This window comes from Sphingobacterium sp. JUb20 (assembly GCF_004342035.1).
Taxonomy (GTDB): domain Bacteria; phylum Bacteroidota; class Bacteroidia; order Sphingobacteriales; family Sphingobacteriaceae; genus Sphingobacterium; species Sphingobacterium anhuiense.
Genome location: NZ_SLYV01000004.1, coordinates 136,821 through 156,468, shown reverse-complemented (window position 1 = coordinate 156,468; position 19,648 = coordinate 136,821). Strand labels below are relative to the sequence as shown.

The 19,648-nt window shown below is 37.5% G+C and carries 10 protein-coding genes; 2 read left to right on the top strand and 8 right to left on the bottom strand.

Going from position 1 to position 19,648, the window contains the following annotated elements; genetic code table 11:
* Positions 1-75: 75 nt before the first annotated feature.
* From EDF66_RS08520 to EDF66_RS08490, 7 genes are all read right to left on the bottom strand, one after another.
* Positions 76-1,905: a right-handed parallel beta-helix repeat-containing protein gene (locus EDF66_RS08520; protein WP_132841974.1), complete on the bottom strand. Its 1,830-nt coding sequence runs from the start codon at positions 1,903-1,905 to the stop codon at positions 76-78.
* Between the two features lie 179 nt (positions 1,906-2,084).
* Positions 2,085-2,999, bottom strand: coding sequence for an alkaline phosphatase family protein (locus EDF66_RS08515; protein WP_132770256.1), 915 nt, complete (start codon positions 2,997-2,999; stop codon positions 2,085-2,087).
* A gap of 394 nt (positions 3,000-3,393) precedes the next feature.
* Complete coding sequence (locus EDF66_RS08510; protein WP_132841972.1) at positions 3,394-6,627, bottom strand: sugar-binding domain-containing protein; 3,234 nt, start codon at positions 6,625-6,627, stop codon at positions 3,394-3,396.
* A gap of 266 nt (positions 6,628-6,893) precedes the next feature.
* Complete coding sequence (locus tag EDF66_RS08505) at positions 6,894-8,078, bottom strand: metallophosphoesterase (RefSeq protein WP_132841970.1); 1,185 nt, start codon at positions 8,076-8,078, stop codon at positions 6,894-6,896.
* 66 nt (positions 8,079-8,144) lie between these two features.
* Positions 8,145-9,893 carry a RagB/SusD family nutrient uptake outer membrane protein gene (locus EDF66_RS08500; RefSeq protein ID WP_132841968.1) on the bottom strand — a complete coding sequence of 583 codons (1,749 nt, stop codon included), beginning with the start codon at positions 9,891-9,893 and terminating at the stop codon, positions 8,145-8,147.
* 3 nt (positions 9,894-9,896) lie between these two features.
* Positions 9,897-13,181, bottom strand: coding sequence for a SusC/RagA family TonB-linked outer membrane protein (locus EDF66_RS08495; protein WP_243656013.1), 3,285 nt, complete (start codon positions 13,179-13,181; stop codon positions 9,897-9,899).
* Between the two features lie 364 nt (positions 13,182-13,545).
* Positions 13,546-15,876 carry a GH92 family glycosyl hydrolase gene (locus EDF66_RS08490; protein ID WP_132841964.1) on the bottom strand — a complete coding sequence of 777 codons (2,331 nt, stop codon included), beginning with the start codon at positions 15,874-15,876 and terminating at the stop codon, positions 13,546-13,548.
* Between the two features lie 227 nt (positions 15,877-16,103).
* Between EDF66_RS08490 and EDF66_RS08485 the strand changes: the two genes are divergently transcribed.
* The gene (locus EDF66_RS08485; RefSeq protein ID WP_132841962.1) at positions 16,104-17,414 is read left to right on the top strand and encodes a hypothetical protein; all 1,311 of its coding nucleotides are present in this window, start codon (positions 16,104-16,106) and stop codon (positions 17,412-17,414) included.
* Positions 17,415-17,468: 54 nt separating this feature from the next.
* Here EDF66_RS08485 and EDF66_RS08480 read toward each other — a convergent pair whose 3' ends face one another.
* Positions 17,469-18,206 carry a GntR family transcriptional regulator gene (locus EDF66_RS08480; protein WP_231576925.1) on the bottom strand — a complete coding sequence of 246 codons (738 nt, stop codon included), beginning with the start codon at positions 18,204-18,206 and terminating at the stop codon, positions 17,469-17,471.
* A 93-nt stretch (positions 18,207-18,299) separates the two neighbouring features.
* On the opposite strand from EDF66_RS08480, the gene EDF66_RS08475 reads away from it, so the two are divergent.
* On the top strand, positions 18,300-19,622 hold the full coding sequence (locus EDF66_RS08475; RefSeq protein ID WP_132841960.1) for a sugar porter family MFS transporter: 1,323 nt from the start codon (positions 18,300-18,302) through the stop codon (positions 19,620-19,622).
* Positions 19,623-19,648 lie beyond the last annotated feature (26 nt).

The window sequence follows — 19,648 nt, the reverse complement described above, 5'->3', positions numbered from 1 at the left end:
TACAAAATAAACAACCCACACATTTACATTCAATCACAATTGCCTAAATATTTTACAAACTGGATCCTATTCTTATTAACGTATTTTAAGATCTGTCTTAACATCACTTTTACTCATATTATGGATACCTAGTGACAAATCATCTCCTGCTGTCGCTGTATTATTTTTGATCACCACATGCTGGCAGTTATCCAATACGATGGCTGGAATAGTCTGGTTTGAATCTACAGCTAAAGGAAAATTAGAAGTACTAACTGCTATCCGATTTCTTTCAAATTGAAGACCATCAACACTTTTTGCCCGTAACACATAAGGAGAAAAAACCTTAAAGTCATTGTCAAGAATGTTTATATTACGGTGAACATAATGTCCTTTTAGCTGCACTTTGTTTTCAGGAAGGATGGCGATTGCATAATTAAATCCAGGTAGATTGTAGCCACATTCAACAAATGAATTATTTTTAATGGTCACATCGCTAACAGCCCCTGACTCAAACCAGCTGTTCACATCTCCTGCGATCAAAATACCGTGCATCCCTGTCCGGTAAAATATATTACCTTCAATATGTACCTTACGTGGAGTTGTTACCAATATCCCCCTTGCATTAGTCCGTTCAAATCGACTGTTACGAATATCGACTTCGGGCGTCCATGTTAAGTTTTCAACGGCATCGCCAATTTTTGTATTTGTAGGTATACTACCATTCAATTTCAATCGAATTTTAGTTAAAGATAATGTTTCAATACCTGTAACCGTTAACTGTCCCAATGGTTGTATAGCCTCTCTACTCACAATACTAATCGTATCATGAAGTGTAAAAGCATCAAAGCCGTAAGATTGATGATGTTTAAATTCGACTATTAATTCTTTCGGAGATACAATTTCAGCGATCTGTAGATATGTTCCGTGAACATTGATCGGATCATCATGCAGGCCTTTAAAATGACAGTTGGAAACTTTGATCTTCCCTTTGCAACCCGAAAACTGCATCCCGTCAGCAAAAGCAGCAATAGACCTTCCTTTAACGGGCACGACTTTTACTTGTTCATAATCCAGATTTTCGGAAAACTGAGAGGTAATACCAATGCCATGCATATAGTTCATGGTGAGATTAAAGAGTTTGATGTTTTTAGACCGATAGATAAATCCCCCAACTTCGTCCCGAACAGTATTACGCATACTTAATATACCCCCAACTTTATAATCAGCCTTTAGTTCCCCCTCAAAACGCAAAATATTGGGTGCTATTTCTTTTACTCTGGCCTTGGCTAATGGTTCATATTTACTATAAAGACTTATCCCCTGTGCCGTATCTACCATCATCGTGTGTAAATGGTCTCCGGGTGTCCAACCCTCCCCATACCAATATAATTTATCATTCTTTAAGGTATAAGTAGAGGTGGGGTTTACCTTAGCTACCAAATATCCAGATCCTACTTCTTGTATAGTCATTTCGGACATCGTAGGTCGTTCAAAGGTAATAGTCAGATCCTGCAAACGAATATTACTGCTCCTGATAATCGAAAATGTGGTCATCTTACCATGAAATACAAATTCAGCGCCATTTCCTTCTACCACCAGATCATGCATATCTTCTATTAACATTCCGATATGTTTGGTTTTATCTGGCCATTCTGTTTCTGAAGAACTATTGGTAATGTATAGTTTTCTTTGCGCAGCTTTCTCTGTCCAAAAATCATAACGTCCCGATTGTAAGACAAGTTTCTTCGCTTTTTTATCTTTACACTGCTTTAACACCTGTTGCATCGCAGCAGATACATCTACAAATGTATTGGGTTGTATGCCATGCTCATTTGCTTGAATTGTCTGCGCAAGTGCTCCATGACCAACCGTTACAAAGCATACCATCAAAAAAAGAATCGCCTGGCCCAATATTTTATTCATATAGTGTTTCTCCAATTACTTCTAAAATAGCGCTTTCCACTAAAAGTAAAAGACACTATTTTACCATCTATTAGTGCTATGTTGACATTAAAACATGCCCATTTAACATAAACATCAAAAAAAGCCAGTTAAAGAAAATGGATTTCCTTTGACTGGCTTTCATCACTATAACTATTTCTCTATTTAAACACAGATTCCAGCACTTCCCCTGTCCACGCTAAGGGCTTTTTAAGTCCAAACAAATGCAAGATCATAGCTGCCGTATTTACCGTATTGTTAGGTTCTTCAATTTTTAATCCTTTCTTAATTTTTGGTCCTATAACTCCCCATGGTACGATCATCTCATCGACACTTACACCACCATGTCCATATTCAATACCACCATGATCTGATAAGAACATAAAATTGGTGCCCTCATATAGACCTTCTTTTTTCATTTTCTCTAAAAATATGCCTATTTGCACGTCAGCTTCTTCAATCGATTTGATGTATTCTGGAGACATCCATTTATGACTATGCCCGGCATGATCGGTATGTACTGAGTAAAGGAATACAAGGGTTGGATCTTTCTTATTTTTCACAATAAAATTAAATGCTTTATCGTAATTTTCAATATAGGCATCATCTTTTAAGTAGCTAACTTCATCAAAATTTTTCTGATTATGCGGGTAGAAGAGATTAATCCAGTTATAGTAAAAGGCAGTTTTAACATTTGGCATTTGTTCTTTGACAACGGTAAATACAGAAGGGTAATAGCCCTGAGCATCTTTTACCACTGCCGGTAACTTAAATTTATCGATCTGCCAGCCATTATCTACTACTCCGTGCTGTTCTGGCCCACTTCCAGTAAGATGACTGGTCCAATTTGGAAGGGTTACGGAAGGCATGACCACCCTAGTAGTCATCGATAATGCTCCTTCTGCCATTAAAGCATCAAGATTTGGTGTATGTGCCTGCTTGAATCCTTCGACAGAAATTCCGTCCAATGCGATCATTACTATTCGCTTACTTTTAGGTCCACCAGCTAGCGCTGTACAAACAGTGGTCAAAATCAACAATAAATTAATTGCGATAATTTTTTTCATTTTCATCATAAATATTTGGTTCTTTAATTACGTTAATTGCCATTAATTGTAGTTCTTCCCATTATTAAATCATTCCACTTAAAGATGTAAATAGCATACAAAAAACAACATGGATTAATTTCAAATTTATAAACAAAAATTTAATATAAGTAAACTTTAATGTAAATTTTATATTAATAAACAGTCAATTACATATTAAAAAACACAAAATGTTTAGCAAAACTAAATACAACATCTATCTGTTGACGTATTACAAGGTGCTCCACTGATTTAAATTTCGTTATCAAATAGGTTAATATATGATAATTTTTAATCGAGATATCCATTTTGACATATCATAAATGGATGATACGTAAAAAGGCCTTCCGAATAGGAAGGCCTTTTTATAACACGTTGATATAAATTATTCGACATCTTCAACAAGCGACAGCTTAGAAAGCATAATATTAGGTCCTTTCGTTCCTTTTATCTTAAGCTTTAAGTTGCCATCGTTAGAATCTTCTCGCATTACATGAAGTTTAACCCATTTACCCTCTTTATCATGGCGTGTGAGTGTATAGTCACGTCCTTCGAAATTGATATCTGCCTCACGTCCATTACTATTCCAGTCATGGAAAAACAGATAAAGAGAACCGATCATGCCTTGTGGTACTTTTACGTCTACCTCTATTTCCTTTCCCTGCCAAGCGGCACTTGTTTCCTCCTTCCAAACACCATCTGCTTTAACAGTATAGGTTGTCCCCTTTTTACTCTCACTCTGATCTAGATCTTTAGTCCAGTCAATATTTTGATTGATTTTCTTAGACAACTTACCTGCTTCTACATATAAAACTGCCTTTGAAAATTCAGAGGGTACAGCTGTCTTTAAGGGCTCGATATAAGTAAACGTTTTACGTAACAAAGAAGCATCACGACCGTAACTAGGATCAAAATCGTCTGAAGCTGCGTAAGCTAATAAGCTTGAACGAAGTTGCTGACTTACAATATTTTTTTCATCTTGTATATTAAAACCTGTCACCAATAACTTTCCATTACCCACTTTCAGTTCAAATATAGATGCCAATTTATTATTTCTATGAAAATCATCTACCGGTTGTGCCAATGGTCTGTATGAGGCAGGAAACTCATTGATATAAAATGCTCTTGCTCCACCATAAATATGCTGCCACTGCCAGTCACTATGTGAATCTGTAGGAAAACTTTTGAATGCAGGATGCTTATCTCTTACGATCATACCAATGGTATTTTTCCCTTGTCCCGGGAAGAACGTTAATGACCAGTACAATGGATAATAACTGATGATATCAGAGCTCTCTAAGTTTCCAAGATCGGAAGCATCCAGTAATACCGTCCCTCCATTTCTAAGGACTTCTTCAGTTTTTGCATCAAACCTATTTGCAACATAGACCTTTTTCGTTTCCTCCTTTTTAACTGTAGGATATACCCATATTTGCCATTCATTTTTATTGGCTCGATTTTCTAAACCTACTTCGATTGTCAATTTACCCGCTTTTTGAACCGCAGATAAATTAGTTTTAATTTCACCAACGAGATCTGAAGTTCCTCTAGCAAATGTTCTTTTTGCAAAGGTACCTTTTGCAATTACACGACTCTCTTCATCTTTGATACTCCAGTAGATACCATCCTGTATATCGGTTGATCCATAATGTGCCAGTTGCACTTTGGCTAAAAATGGTTCTTCGGCCTTCCATACAAATTTGGGTATACGCAAGAGGGTAACAGTGGTATCATTATGCATTCTAAATTTATCGGGTGTTGTGATTCCCTTACTACCGTAAAATACGTCCAACCAGCCTATCAGTGCTTCGCCTTGACCTTGATAATCCTGCATACTTAACAACTGTATACCTGCTGCAGATGGTGTTCTTAGGAAAGATTCGATTTCATGTTTATACATGATTTGATTCAATGCTCCTGATGCCTGAACAAATTCTTCATTCTGTTCCTCAATATTGTTCTTGCGCGCCTGCTCTCTGAATTCTTCAAAATTGCGTGCTTTTAATACTCCGGTATATTTTTTTATCTCATCCCATTTCGGATATACGGGCCACTGCCCAATTTCATGTGCAATGACAGGTATTTTAGACTGACTGTATACTTTTTCAAAATCCCAATCGGTATGTGCTCCGAGTATACCTCTGGTTCCACCAAGCTTATCGATGTAATGTGTCGCGATAAACTGGTCCATATCAGTGATCTTACGTGCGGATGAAACTGCATACAATCTTCTGTTATCATTTTCCTTATAAGGTTTTAACCATGACTCCATTACATCGAAATTTGAATTGCCTAACTCATTACCGATAGACATGGTTGCAAAAGAAGCATGATTACCGTAAGATGCAAACATGCGGTAAATCTCTTTCTGTGTGAAAGCATCTGCCGAAGGATTACTGCCAAGCCCTTGCGGTCTGCCTTTTGTATTCATCTCTTCACGGCCTGGGTTATCTGCGGCCATCCACCAGTCTAACCATATTACTTCAGGCTGTAGATATAACCCTAGACGATCTGCTGCCTGAAATGCGGCTTCAGGAGGACACCAAGAATGAAAGCGAACATGATTTAAACCATAATCTTTGTATATTTTAAAGATACGTTCCCATTCTTCAACGTGCATTGCTGGATATCCTGTCAAAGGAAAATGGACACAATCTAGGTTTCCGCGAAAGAAAACAGGTTTGCCATTAATCATTATTTTTGACTTAGAAGCTGTAATCTCACGAAAGCCTATTTCCATTTCCTTCGTGTCCAACACATTGTTTTTCTTATCTAGAACTTGAATAGAAAGCGTGTACAAATTTGGGTTCATATCATCCCATAATTTCACTAAATCCGGCATCTGCTCTTCTATATCCAATACTTGTCGTACGCCTCGCACGTCAATATTCTTTTTTGTCTCAAAGACTTTATCCTTCGTCTTACAATCTGATAATATGATGGATAGCGAAAGATTTCTACGCTTCCCGCCTTCATTTACGAGAGTATCTTTTATCTGCAGCTTTTTTGGAGAGATCTTCGTAAATACTTGCGGATTTTGTAATCTTATCGCATTTTTAGCAATCAACTCTACCTGACCAACCATGCCATTCCAGATACTTTGTGTATATTCTGTGTAGACGTGACCTTTGTCTCCTATATTGTGGATCATATCGTTATTGACACGTACCGTCAATCGGTGCTTTCCGGGTGATACATATCCAAGGTCATGAAGATGTGCAGAACTTAACGCATCGTACGTTGCAATCTCTTTATCATCAATAAAAACCTTAGACTCCCACATCACACGTTCTAAATTTAGATATAAACGTTTATCTTTCCAGTTCGCAGGTACAACAAAATCCATTTGATACCAAGCGGGACCGTAATATTTATAGGCTCGGGTCAAGATCCCAAAATCTGAACCCGTAGTTTTTTCACCGTAATTGGCCTGATCGGTTGTCCCAGGAATAGCAATACGTTTATCTAAATCTTGTTTTTGCCAACCTTGTGCCAGCCCTACATTTTTTTCATCCAACCGGAAACGCCATACCCCATCTAATTTCTGATGTTCCTGAGCTGTTGCAGAATAATGTATAAAAAATAGGAATAGAAAAATCCCTAGGTATTGTTTTATCATAATAATTAGTGAATATAAATTAAACTCTTACTACAAATGTAACCAAGTATTGAAATCTATTAAATGGATAAAAATATGATTCTCATGTAATATATTATGAATGTCGACTGCTTATCAGGTTTTGATCTGTACAGGTGATTTTTTTTATTTTTGATAAACAACTGATACTATTTAGGATAAAAAAAGCAACCATAGGAGATCTCCCGTGATTGCTTTTGCTATTTTAAATTATTGATGCTGTTCTTTGACCAGCACCATTGTGTAAGTTAGTGCAATGGTTTTATGACTACTTCATCCACCATTTTACCTTGTTGATCGACAACTTGAAAAGTTCCTTTTACAGATGTCAGATCAACTTTTAACACATTATTATTTGAGTTTACTATAATTGGAAATTTGATCTCTGCTGTTGCCGGTTTGATAATATGCTGATGTAAATGCCCGCTCAACATGACCTGCACACCGGCACGATTAAGAATGGGAACAAACTTATCCAGAATTTCCTGTTCACCATGCCAACCACCAAATGGAGGCATATGACAGATAACTACTTTATATTTGGCGTTTTTAAATTCAGTATTTTCCACTGCTCTCTCTAACCATTCAGCCTGTTCTGTGCGGTAGCGATCCATATCGACAATGCCACTGTACTCCATATCGGTATCAGGTTTATCTTCGCCACAATCAAGTACGATAACTCCTGTTTCTCCATGATTAAATTGATAATAAAGCTTTCCTGTCGGTGTTTGAAAATAACGTGGATATTCAATCGCAAAAGGACCACGGGTTTCATGATTACCCCTTGAATAGAACATGGGTTTTTCACTTGCAAAGCGTTTAATAGCTGTATCCATAAAACCTGCGAACATCTGATTTTCGCTTAATAAATTATCAACCATATCGCCATTAAAGACAATAAAATCTTGTTTCGGAAGGTCGGAAAGATCTAAAAGTTTATTGAGCACTTCATTTCGTCCGTGAATATCATTGACCACAGCAAATTGGGTCCTCGAGGAAGAACCGAGTGTCCGGAAAGACAAAGGCTTTTCCTTATAGACATTCGTTGCAACGATTTTTCCATATTCAACCTGAACGCCAACATGCTTCAAAACCTCCTGGCTGTATACCCGATAACGATACACGGTGCCCGGCTTAAGGTTGGTTAAGGTAACCTGATGTACAGTTCCAACTTTTTTGAAACCATATTCGGTAGCAAAGAACTTAGGTCTCGCTGTATGATAAAAATGGGATGAATCGTCCGGTGCGAGTTCCACCCAACCTGTAGCTGGTTTATTAGTCGTCCAGATAATATGAACAGAACTATTGGTGACCCCCTGTATATACGGTAAATGGGTAATGTTGATATTCTCCTGTTGTTGCGCAAAAACACCAGTAGTTAATAAAAGTAACAAGCAAAATACCAACAGGGGTTTTAGCTTAATTTTCATCATAAAGGTTTGGTTTTAAAAAAGTTCTTATCAACAAACATATAGATTGTGATAGGAACTTTTATTAGATTAATTTACCCAAAAAGGGTTTTGTTTTAAATTAGGATTCAACTGCAACTCCTGTACTGGGAGTGGATATAAATAATCCCGTCCTTCATCAAACTTCTTGGTAATATGTTTATTGATAATGACATTTCCACTGTTACCGTTTTCTAACAATATTTCTGATCCCAACTTTAACAACTGTATGTTTTTCGCAACGGGCTTCTCTCCCTCATAAATCCAAACATCATCTTTTCCGTCATTATCAAGATCGTACTTTCCAGTTCCCGGAAAATACATTCCTTTAAATTGACGTGTCACCATTTGACCGACTTTCCATCTTCTGATATCATCCCAGCGGAAAGATTCCATGACCAATTCTACACGACGTTCTCTCCGTATTTCCAAAATTACTCCTTTAAAAGCTCCCATAACATTGTTGGGATCGTAATCTTGTGCTAAGTAAAGATCTGGCCGACTTATAGCTTGGGCTAAATCTAGATTTGGCATTCCTACCCGATCGCGTAGCAGCTTGATCGACATATCCAAATCACTTTGTTTTATAACTCCTAATTCTGCCTGAGCTTCGGCATAATTTAACAGTACTTCTGCATATCGAAAGACCGGCATCGGATTCACGGATCGATTAAAATTATCGTATTTGACATCGCCGACAAATTTGATTAATTGATAACCCGTTACTGAATTACCAAAGTTTGGTGCAACAAGTGCTGCTCCACCGATACGTTTGTATCCCGGTGTACGGATTGTCTGACTTAAACGTGGATCGCGATCGACAATCTCATCTTTAAAGGTCATTTTATCATAATTAGGCTTATCAGTAAATCGTGATCCATCTTTCATTAAATAGGAGTTTACTAAGTTTTTTTCTAAACCTGGTTTACCATAAGATGCCGTGATGGTATAATAATTAACATTGTGCCAGATCTGTAGTCCATCGGAAAATTTTCTTGTTAACATCACCTCTTTATCGATGTTGTCGACACTTCGAAACAAAGCACCATAGGAGTCTGTACCGGCCGCATTATAGATACTGTATTTCTTACTCTCCATAATTTCATACGATGCAGCAGCGGCTTGTTTGAGCAGGACTTCGGCATCCGGTAAATTAAATTCCTTATGGTATTTCCGGAACGTTCCTTCAAACAATGCTACCCGTGATTTCAATGCCAATGCGGTCCACTTATTTACTTGTTCATCATTGACTTCGGTACCGAGATTCTTAATTGCATAGTCCAAATCGGCCATAATATTATTGACAACTAACGTCCGTGGATCGCGCGAACGTGACAATTGCTCTTCGTCATATTGGCTGATCACTTTATCATACCAAGGCACATCTCCGAAACGCTTTAGTTTATCAAAATAAAAATAGGCTCTAAAAAATCGGGCTTCAGCAGCGTAAGGTGCCGCTAAATTTTCAGGTACAGTTTTAAAACAGTTTTCAAGAAAAAAATTGATATTACGCAAATTATCCCATGTCCATCCACCTCCACTTACAGGTACAATTCGCTTACCCGTTATTTCATCATCCAAAGTGGATTTAACTATATTATCAACAGATTCGTTGTAAACCCCTTCTGCTGAAGGAAGAGCAACATCATAAAATGATTTGGTAAATAAACCTAGATCCTTTACTGTTTTGAAGGAATCTTCAGGTTTAATACTGGACTCAGGCTCTCGTCCCAGGTAGTCTTTATTGCAAGATCCAAGACCCAAACCTAGCAATGCATATATTAAAAATGTCTTTTTCATATTTTAAAATGTTAAATCTAAACCAAAGGAAATAGTTTTAGACACGGGATAGGACCGTCCATTTGCTTCTTGAGCAGCTTGCTCTGGATCGATATATTTAGACCTTAATTTCGTTGCTGTCCATAGATTTTCACCTGAAGCATAAATACGTAAATTACTCAACTTCAACCGCTTTAAAAGATGTTGCGGTACAGTATAACCTAAGGTTAGATTTTTTAAACGGATATAAGCCAAATCTTGCAAATAACGATCTGATTTTACATTTAGCGAGCCACGATCATTTAGCGCAATATATCCACGTAACATCGGAAAATATGCATCGGTATTGTCAGGTGTCCAAACATCCTGTTCGAAATCTTTTGGAACGAATGAATAATAAGGTCGCGAATAAGGGCCCCAAAATTTATCGGCATTGGCTCCAGGCCACCAATTTTGCTTTCCTATACCTTGGAAGAATGCAGAAACATCAAAACCTTGCCAGTTAGCGCCAAGATTAACACCAAAAGTATAGCGTGCGCGACTATTACCGATTATCACTTGATCCCCTGGATTTTGCAATGTATTATCACCTGCATCAACTTTCCCATCAGGTCCGATACTCTTACCATTTTCATCTAACTTACCTCCGATATCTACAAATTTTAAATCGCCCGGATGCAACTTAGACCAATCTCCTGTCGCTGCTAAACGTTGCTTATCGACATAATCTTGATTGACTTTCCAGTTCGCAATTTCATCTTCTGATTTGAAAAATCCATCGGTCTTATATCCCCAGATTTCTCCTAATTCTTGGCCAACATAGTAGTTGCTTAATAACATCTTTTCATTGTCAAATCGGGTAATCTTAGCTTTAGAATCTGACAATCCTAAACCGATATTATAACCAAATGGTTTTCCATTCAAATCCACCCGATCTTTCCATGCTAGCGAAACTTCCCAACCATTATTTCGAAGATCGCCGGCATTTGTTTTAGGTGAAGCTGCACCAAATACAGCAGATAAAGTCTTACCGGGAATCAGCATATCCAATGTATTTCGGATGTAATAATCAAATGAAACGTTCAACCGATTTTTCATAAATTCGAGATCTGTACCAAAGTTCAGTGTACTTGTACGTTCCCAGGTGAGATCGGCTGATATAGGCAGGGGTATACTCAAATATTGTGATTTGGCCCCTTGCGTAATATAGTTAGATTGACCTGACCGTAACAATTCTAGGTATCCGTACGCATCTGCTTCCTGAGCGTTACCTAAAGCTCCATACGAGACTCTAAGCTTAGCTTCATTGATAAAGGATTTTGCACCCTCCATAAATGTTTCCTCAGACAAGCGCCATCCTCCTGAGAAAGAAGGGAAAAATCCATTTCGCTGTTTTACAGGAAATTTAGAGGTACCGTCATATCGACCATTTACTTCCAATAGATATTTACCTTTGTAATTATAATTAACACGAGCAAAATATCCTCGCAGTGCCCAGGTGTTTGCTCCGCCCAGCAATTGCATCTGTCCTGTAGCTAAATTAAAATCGTTCAGATCTTCTGACAATAAATTGTTGCCAGTACCACCAATGCGTTTATAGCCTGTCGTTTCTTGATTGAAACCTACTGTTACACCAATTTGATGATCGCCTAACTGCTTGTTATAATTGGCAAAAATGTTGAGCGAGTGTTTTGGATTATTAACAATATTTTCCGTAAATGTATCATTACCCAATAAATCTACTACCCCAGGGAAAACGGACCATGGTGCTTGGGTACGGCGGTTCCAACTGTGAACCGGATTGTGGGTATAGGTATAATTACCGGTAATATTCAAATCTTCATTGACCTTAACAACAGCCTCAAACATATTGATAAACTCAAATTGATCTTGACCGCCTTTAGATTTGCCATGCAACAAATCGGCAAAAATACCATCACCGATATTATAATTATTCAACTCGGTACGATAAGTTGCTGTGCCGTCAGGATTTAAAGGAACATACGACGGCAAAGCATGTACGGTAGTTGAAATAAAATTGTTATTGTTATCAGGACTTGAATTCCATCCTGGATAGGTATAGTTTTGATAATTTAATTGGGTATTCGCACTTACTTTCAACCATGGTGTAACTTGTGCATTGATTCTAGAGCGAACATTATAGGCATTATATTTATCCTGATTGATTTTCATCAATCCACCTTTCTCGTATAATCTACCCGAGATATAATAGTCGATTTTATCTGTACCTCCCGAAAAATTCAACGAATGCTCCATGGAAGCTTGTGTCTTCCGGTATATTTCATTCCACCAATCTGTATTTCCATAATAGACATATTGATCCTTACCATTTCTATTTTGAATCACCACAGATGGTAATGAAGGGTCATTTTTACGTTTTAATAGCTCGGCATAATCTTCATCGGTGTAACCGGTATAACGGTTACCCGTTGCGCGTACAAAAGCTTCATCATTCAATTTAGCAGCATCATAACCATTGGTCATAAAGTCCGTATTTACTGTAAGACCTGCCCAACCAAAGTTGTTACTATAGTTGATGTTCATCTTCCCAGCCTTTCCTTTCTTGGTCGTTATCAACATGACTCCAAATGCACCTCTAGCACCATAGACTGCCGCAGCCGCGGCATCCTTTAATACCGAAATCGATTCAATATCTCTCGGATTGATGGTATTGATATTTCCGGGTACTCCATCGATTAAAATAAGGGGCTGTGCATTGGCGGAATTAATGGAAGCAAATCCACGGATATTGACATTTCCTCCACCTCCAGGACGTCCGTTGGTGAACGTTACATTTACATTGGGAACTGCACCTTGTAATGCTTGTGTTGCATTGGCTACGGGTCGATCTTCTAAAAATTTGGAATCGATCTGAGTCACTGCTCCCGTCAGGTTGACTTTCTTCTGTCTCCCATAACCTACTACAACAACTTCGTCCAATGATTGATCGGATTCTTGCAGCATTACCTTTAAAACATTCGATTCAATTTTGAGTGTTTGTGCATGGTAGCCCACCATTGTAATTTTAAGGTTTTGTCCCATGGTTCCAGCAATTTCAAATGCCCCATCAGCATTTGTTTGCGTAGATTTACCAGTTGATAGGTTCGTAATGGAAGCCCCCACAACAGGGCTACCGTTTGGATTTTTCACACTTCCTTTAATGGTCTCTTGCTTTAGATCTTTCCATTCGAAATCAATGGCAGAAGACAGAAATGCAGGTTTACTGTTGGCCCAATTGGGTAGGGACAGCCCAATCATTATGGGCAGTAGAACATACTTTTTTTTCATGGTTTTTGGTTTCATTTCCTTTGGCAACAAAGAAAAGGTTTACAATATTGGTTAATTGTTAAGTATACATTATCAAATGTAGAATTTGATAATGTCAATGTTAAGTTAACAAAAACTTAACACATCTTTGCAAGTTTTATCAATTTAACTAACAAAACAGGCGTCAATACTTAAAAATAAAATTCCTCAACGAATGAAAACTTTTTCTTCAAATTAGCATATTTTGAATAGCACTTAATTCTGGTATGGTACTATTCAATCACAATGAAAGCTAATTTAAATCCGATAGATTGAAATGAAAAATGGTCCATATTCCCAATTAGCGAATATGGACCACCATGGATCACAATATAAATTATGATGATTATTTATTCTTTAAAACAATACTCATCTTCCCTCCTTTTACCAAGTCTTGAAACGGCAACTCCTGACCAGACAAGATCTTTCCATTCAATTGGATCTGATCCAGATATATCCTACTTGTATCTTGATTTTTAACTTCGATTTCAAATTTATTTTTGCGTAGTGTTTTAGGCAACGAGATGGTTATACGATCAAAAAGAGGAGCCCCAACTTGAAAAGATGGGTTTTCACTGGTTAAGCTTCTTACATCAAACAACCCCATGCTTGACATGACGTACCAGGCCCCCAATTGTCCCTGATCTTCATCTTGTCCAAAACCGTAACCGTGTATTGCTTCTGTTCCATAGAATTCATTACAGATTGCACGTACCCACTTCTGACTCAGGTCTGGTCGTCCTGAGAAATAAAACAACCAGGAAATATGTAAATTAGGTTGATTACCATGATTATAGAGGCTTTCAATCCCCGCAAAAGCATTAATATGTGCACCTCCTCCAAAGATATTCTTTTGCGAAATTGTAAAGATGCTATCCAAACGTCGATTAAACAAATCTTCGCCGACAAGTTTTACTAACTCCTGCGGTACGTGTGGAACGTAAAAAGTGTATTGCCAGGCATTTCCTTCCTGAAAACCGCGCCATGATTCATAGGGATTAAAATTTTGAATGAATCTCCCTTCACTATCCTTAGGTCTCATAAATTTGGTTGCAGGATCATACAATGTCCGCCATGCATCTGATAATTTATTGAGCACACTGTAGTCCGACTCATGTTTCAAAGACTTGGCAAATTGTGCTGCTGCTGCTGCTGAAAAGGCATACTCTAAAGTATGCGAAGCACCAAATGGAGACCCATTCGTTAAGAGCTCTGGATTACCTGTTTCATCTTTTATATAAGGGGAGTATCCCTTATCGACAAAAACTCCTACATCCAGTTTGCCTGCACCCGGAAGCCGATCTTTAGATTCTAATTCATTTTTTCTAACTGCCTGATAGGCTAAGTCAACATCATAATTTCTGATTCCAACATTATATGCGGCAGCGATTGCCAAACCAGTAAAATTAGTACCCACACCTGACACATATTTACTATTAGCAATACCATCTCCTAACCAACCTGCATCTTTATATACAAGCAATTGACTTTGGATCCAATCATTATAATAATCAGGATATGCAATAGACCATAATTGTGTCAGATTCCAAAAAGCTCCCCAGATTGCATCAGTATTATAATGATGATGTACCGGAATACCTTTCCCATTTAAAGGAATCTGTCCGATACTACCGTCATTCTTAGGATATGCACCATTGACATCACTGGCTAAGCCTCTTCCCAATAAGGCATGATAAAGCGCTGTATAAAACTTAGTCCGATCTTCAATTTTACCTCCTTCAACAAGAACACGCCCCAATTCGGCATCCCAAATCTGAATCGCATTCTTCTTAGCTTCTTCAAAATTTAACTTTTTAGCTTCCTGAAGCAGGTTCAATTTAGCATTTTCAGTCGAAGTATAGGATAGACCTGTCTTTAGTTCAATCGCTTCCCCTTTTTTGGTCTTAAAGCGTAAATAGAGACCTGCTCCTTTACCTTTTATCGTTTTTTTATCCGCAAAAATTTCTGAATCTAGAAAGGTACCATAAGCGACAGGCAATTTATCAATCTCAGCAAAAAAATACATTTTTATATCGGCTCCTTTTTGATATTTCTGTACATAAAGCGGACTTGTTATCACATAACCCCATACATGTTTCTGATCATAAGTAACCTCAGCATCAATGACAGGACCGCTTTCCCCCATGACATGACCAATATCAAAAATTACATTTGCTGAATCAGTTGAAGGAAATGTATATTTATGAAAACCTACCCTTTTTGTGGCCGTTAATTCTGCCTGAACACCATAATCTTTTAATTTTACACGATAATATCCTGATGTAGCAAATTCATCTACTTTATCAAAAGAAGAAAGGTAACCACTATGGGGCATATCCACTTTACCAGCATTGGTTTTTATTTCCCCAACTGTTGGTGCAAAGACAACTCCACCGATTTGAAATTCATGAAAATGAGGAAATCCTGCTATTGAATGATGTCTATCATCATAACCAACAGCCTCCCAACCGGAGCGGTTTCCATAACTACCATCTGTACTAGGTGCTAATTTAGCCATTCCAAAAGGCACTGCCGCTGGAGTATAAAAAAAATACCGACTATGCACCGAACCTATATTGGGTTTAACATATTGGGTTAAATGTTGTTTTTGCTGTGCGTAAGAGCATGTAATAAAGATCAATACTCCACAGCAATACATGATTATATTTTTTATCATCTTTATTTATAAGGTTTACACGCAAACTTATAAAATAAATTTCAAATGTATAGACATAGATTAAAATTAAAGATCAAAAAATAAAGCATTAAAAAATAAAAACAGATATGAATAATTGTAAAATTATGAATACCAAACAATTTAAAGCAGGATAATTTGGAATTAAAGATTGTTTTTTCATACTTTTGAATGTATATACATAAGAATAAACCAAAATTTAATCCGTTATGAAAAGATGCATACCGATCCTTACTTTCGCGCTACTGCTAGCAGGCTGCACATCGAAACAGAAAAGTCAAGATATTGAACTTGCAAAAACTATTTTAGCTGATCAAAAATTAGCTTTTGTTGACAGCCTAGCGAGACAGGTCATTAAAGAGGGGTTCAATGCTGGAAGCGGCTACTCGCAAATATGGGCGCGCGACTTGAATACTTTTATCGAAACCGCACTAGAAGAACGTACTAAAGAGGAGGTAAGAGGAGCTATCTTAGTATTCTTCAAGATGCAACAAAAGAACGGCGAAATGGTTGATGGTTACGTCTTGAAAAAAGACTTCACCTGGCACGATGATACTCCTTATTATTCGGATAACGACCCTGAACATGTGGGCTTTAAGAATACCGTAGAGACTGATCAAGAAACCTCGCTTATTCAACTTCTGGGCAAATACATTACAAAAACAAAAGATCATAGTATCCTTGAAGAAAACATCGGTGGTATACTTGTAAAGGACCGCATTCAACTGATGCTGGATTATTTACATCGTGAGCGATACAATAAAGAATATAAACTCTTGTGGGGAGCAATGACCGCAGACTGGGGAGATGTCCAACCACATGATGATTTTGGTTGTGACTGGAATAATCTATCCAATGAAGCGATTGATGTTTACGACAATGCCATGTACATCATTGCTCTTAAAACACTTATTGATATTATGCCCGACGCAAAAAAAATAAACGAATGGAAAAGTCTGAAAAAGGAAATTGAGATCAACACCATGAAACACCTTTGGGATAAAAAACAACAAAAATTCATTCCCCATATTTATCCTAAAGATTCGCCACTGCCTGAAGGCTTTGATGAGAATAAAATTCATTACCACGGTGGAACAGCCATAGCTATTGAATCGGGACTTTTAAGTAAAGAAGAAATTAAAACAGTCAATGATCAAATGTTGGAAAATGTACGTCTATCTGGCATGCCAAGTATCGGCCTTACACTATATCCGACCTATCCTGAAGGATTTTTCAAAGGCTGGATGTCAAAACCTTACGCCTATCAAAATGGTGGAGACTGGACCTGGTTTGGTGGTAGAATGATACAACAATTAGTATTAAACGGCTATCCAAAAGAAGCCTATGAAGAGATTCAACCGATGATAAACCGAGTGGTCAAAAATAAAGGATTTTACGAATGGTATGGAAAAAATGATGTTCCTAGTGGTTCTGGTAAATTCAAAGGCTCTGCCGGAGTTTTAAGCAAAGCGATTCTATTAATGAACGATTGGGCTAAAGAAACTTTAGATAAAAACTAAAAACTTTCTTACAAATGAATCTGGATAATTAATTATCCAGATTCATTTTATATACTAATAATCGCGTCTACTTTCTACAGTATACGTAAAACTCTCAGCACGATAATATCCAAGATTGTATTCAATAGGCCTTCCTGATTGATCGAAGACAAATCTCTTCCTTGACAAAATAGGTGCACCAATAGCTATTTCAAGCTTGTCGGCGATAAATTTATTAGCTGCCATCGCATCCAGTTCTTCCTGAGACAGATCGGCTACAATATGAAAATCGGCTTCTAATATTTCATAAAGCGGACGTTTAAAATCTTCATCTCCGGTCAAACCAATACGCGGATGGAAGTAAGAGATAAAATAAACAAACGGATCGTCTTTTTTACCTCGCAAACGTTCTAATTTAAGTAACTTCAAATCTTCTGGTACATCAAAAAATTGTGAAACTGCTTTATCAGGAATTTCCCAACTAACATGAAGTTCAAAATTTTTCACCTCGAGACCCCGATTTTTCATCTCTTGCGAGAAACTTAACCAATTTTTAGACTTTGAACTAAATTTAGCACTTGCTACCTTGGTACCTATCCCCTTCTTCCTGATTAACAGCTCTTCGTAAACCAACTTATTGATTGCCAGCCGTAATGTTGAACGTGAAATTGCCAAGCGCTTAGCCAGTTCAATTTCATTTGGCAATAATTTCCCATCAATATATTCCGGTTGCTTGATCAGTTCGCGCAACAAATTCTCGGCCTGTATATGTAATGGTATCGGACTTTTATGGTCTATTTTAAGATTCATCATATTTATTACTTAGGCTAAAGTAAGATTTTTTGCATTATTAAAAAAATAAATATATGTTTGTATGTATATACATACTAATTATAAAACCTTAATATGAATAAATTTTTCATCCTTATTCTATGTATCGTGTCGCTAGGGGGGCTACTTTTCGGATTTGATATGGCCGTTATAGCAGGAGCATTACCTTTAGTAAAGCAATTTTTTGGATTAACACCAAATCAAGAGGGCATATTTGTCAGTTCAGCTTTAATTGGCTGTATAGTGGGCGTGATTTTTACAGGTAGCTTTAGCGATAAGTACGGCCGCAAGCCTGCGCTTATCGTTGCATCTATTCTCTTTTTAGTATCAGCAATAGGCTGTGGACTAAGCACGAGCTATATAATGCTTATTCTTTTTCGTGGACTTGGTGGCATCGGTGTCGGCATTGCTTCTATCGTTGTTCCACTATACATTGCAGAGATATCCCCAAGTCAATTTCGAGGCCGGGCAGTGACTTCATATCAACTGGCAATCACTTTTGGTATTCTGATCGCTTATATTAGTAATTATCTCATTATTCAACATCTTCCTTCACAAACTCATGGACAGTGGCGGACTATGTTCTTAGTTGGTGCAATACCTGCAATATTACTTTCTATTGGAGCATACTTTGTTCCAGAAAGCCCACGTTGGTTACTAAAAGTTGGAAGAAATGCTGAGGTTGCTGAAATAAGTGCTAAACTTAATCTCCAAAATTTACAAGATAGCCCACCTGAAACAAAAGGAAAACTAAAAGACCTTTTTTCTCCGGTTTACAGAAAAGCATTCTTACTGGGGTTACTCCTACCGCTATTCTCACAACTTAGTGGTATTAATGCCATTGTTTACTATGGTCCGACGATTCTTCTGGATTCGGGCATTTCGATGAGCAATTCCTATCATGCGCAATTGTTCTTTGGTCTTGCAAACGTACTTTTCACATGCTTTGCAATATGGAAAGTGGATAACTGGGGACGAAGACCTCTATATGTATTTGGAACATTGGGGGCTACCCTCAGCTTAATTGTGACCGGGTTTCTATTTGCAACAAATCAAGAGATTAACAATACGGCTTTAATCATTTCGATACTTTCATTTATGTTTTTCTTTGCCTTTTCTATTGGTCCTTTAAAATTTGTAGTTGCTTCAGAGATTTTCCCAAATTCCATCCGAGCGCGCGCCATGGGTATCAGTATCTTGGTTATGTGGATTTCAGATGCCATTATCGGTCAATTGACCCCCATCATCCTAGATGCTTGGGGAGCTCGCTACACCTTTTGGCTATTTGCATTCTTCTGCGCTATTGCTTTTATAACCGTACTCCTATTTTTACCTGAAACTAAGGGTAAACCCCTGGAAGAAATAGAGAAATATTGGAAAGATAAAGCCCGTAAATAAGTTAGCTATACATTCAACAGATTTCA

Bases quoted from the DNA above. Each gene is read 5' to 3' on its own strand.
- EDF66_RS08520 (WP_132841974.1), bottom strand. From the start codon at position 1,905: ATGAATAAAATATTGGGCCAGGCGATTCTTTTTTTGATGGTATGCTTT.
- EDF66_RS08515 (WP_132770256.1), bottom strand. From the start codon at position 2,999: ATGATGAAAATGAAAAAAATTATCGCAATTAATTTATTGTTGATTTTG.
- EDF66_RS08510 (WP_132841972.1), bottom strand. From the start codon at position 6,627: ATGATAAAACAATACCTAGGGATTTTTCTATTCCTATTTTTTATACAT.
- EDF66_RS08505 (WP_132841970.1), bottom strand. From the start codon at position 8,078: ATGATGAAAATTAAGCTAAAACCCCTGTTGGTATTTTGCTTGTTACTT.
- EDF66_RS08500 (WP_132841968.1), bottom strand. From the start codon at position 9,893: ATGAAAAAGACATTTTTAATATATGCATTGCTAGGTTTGGGTCTTGGA.
- EDF66_RS08495 (WP_243656013.1), bottom strand. From the start codon at position 13,181: ATGAAAAAAAAGTATGTTCTACTGCCCATAATGATTGGGCTGTCCCTA.
- EDF66_RS08490 (WP_132841964.1), bottom strand. From the start codon at position 15,876: ATGATAAAAAATATAATCATGTATTGCTGTGGAGTATTGATCTTTATT.
- EDF66_RS08485 (WP_132841962.1), top strand. From the start codon at position 16,104: ATGAAAAGATGCATACCGATCCTTACTTTCGCGCTACTGCTAGCAGGC.
- EDF66_RS08480 (WP_231576925.1), bottom strand. From the start codon at position 18,206: ATGATGAATCTTAAAATAGACCATAAAAGTCCGATACCATTACATATA.
- EDF66_RS08475 (WP_132841960.1), top strand. From the start codon at position 18,300: ATGAATAAATTTTTCATCCTTATTCTATGTATCGTGTCGCTAGGGGGG.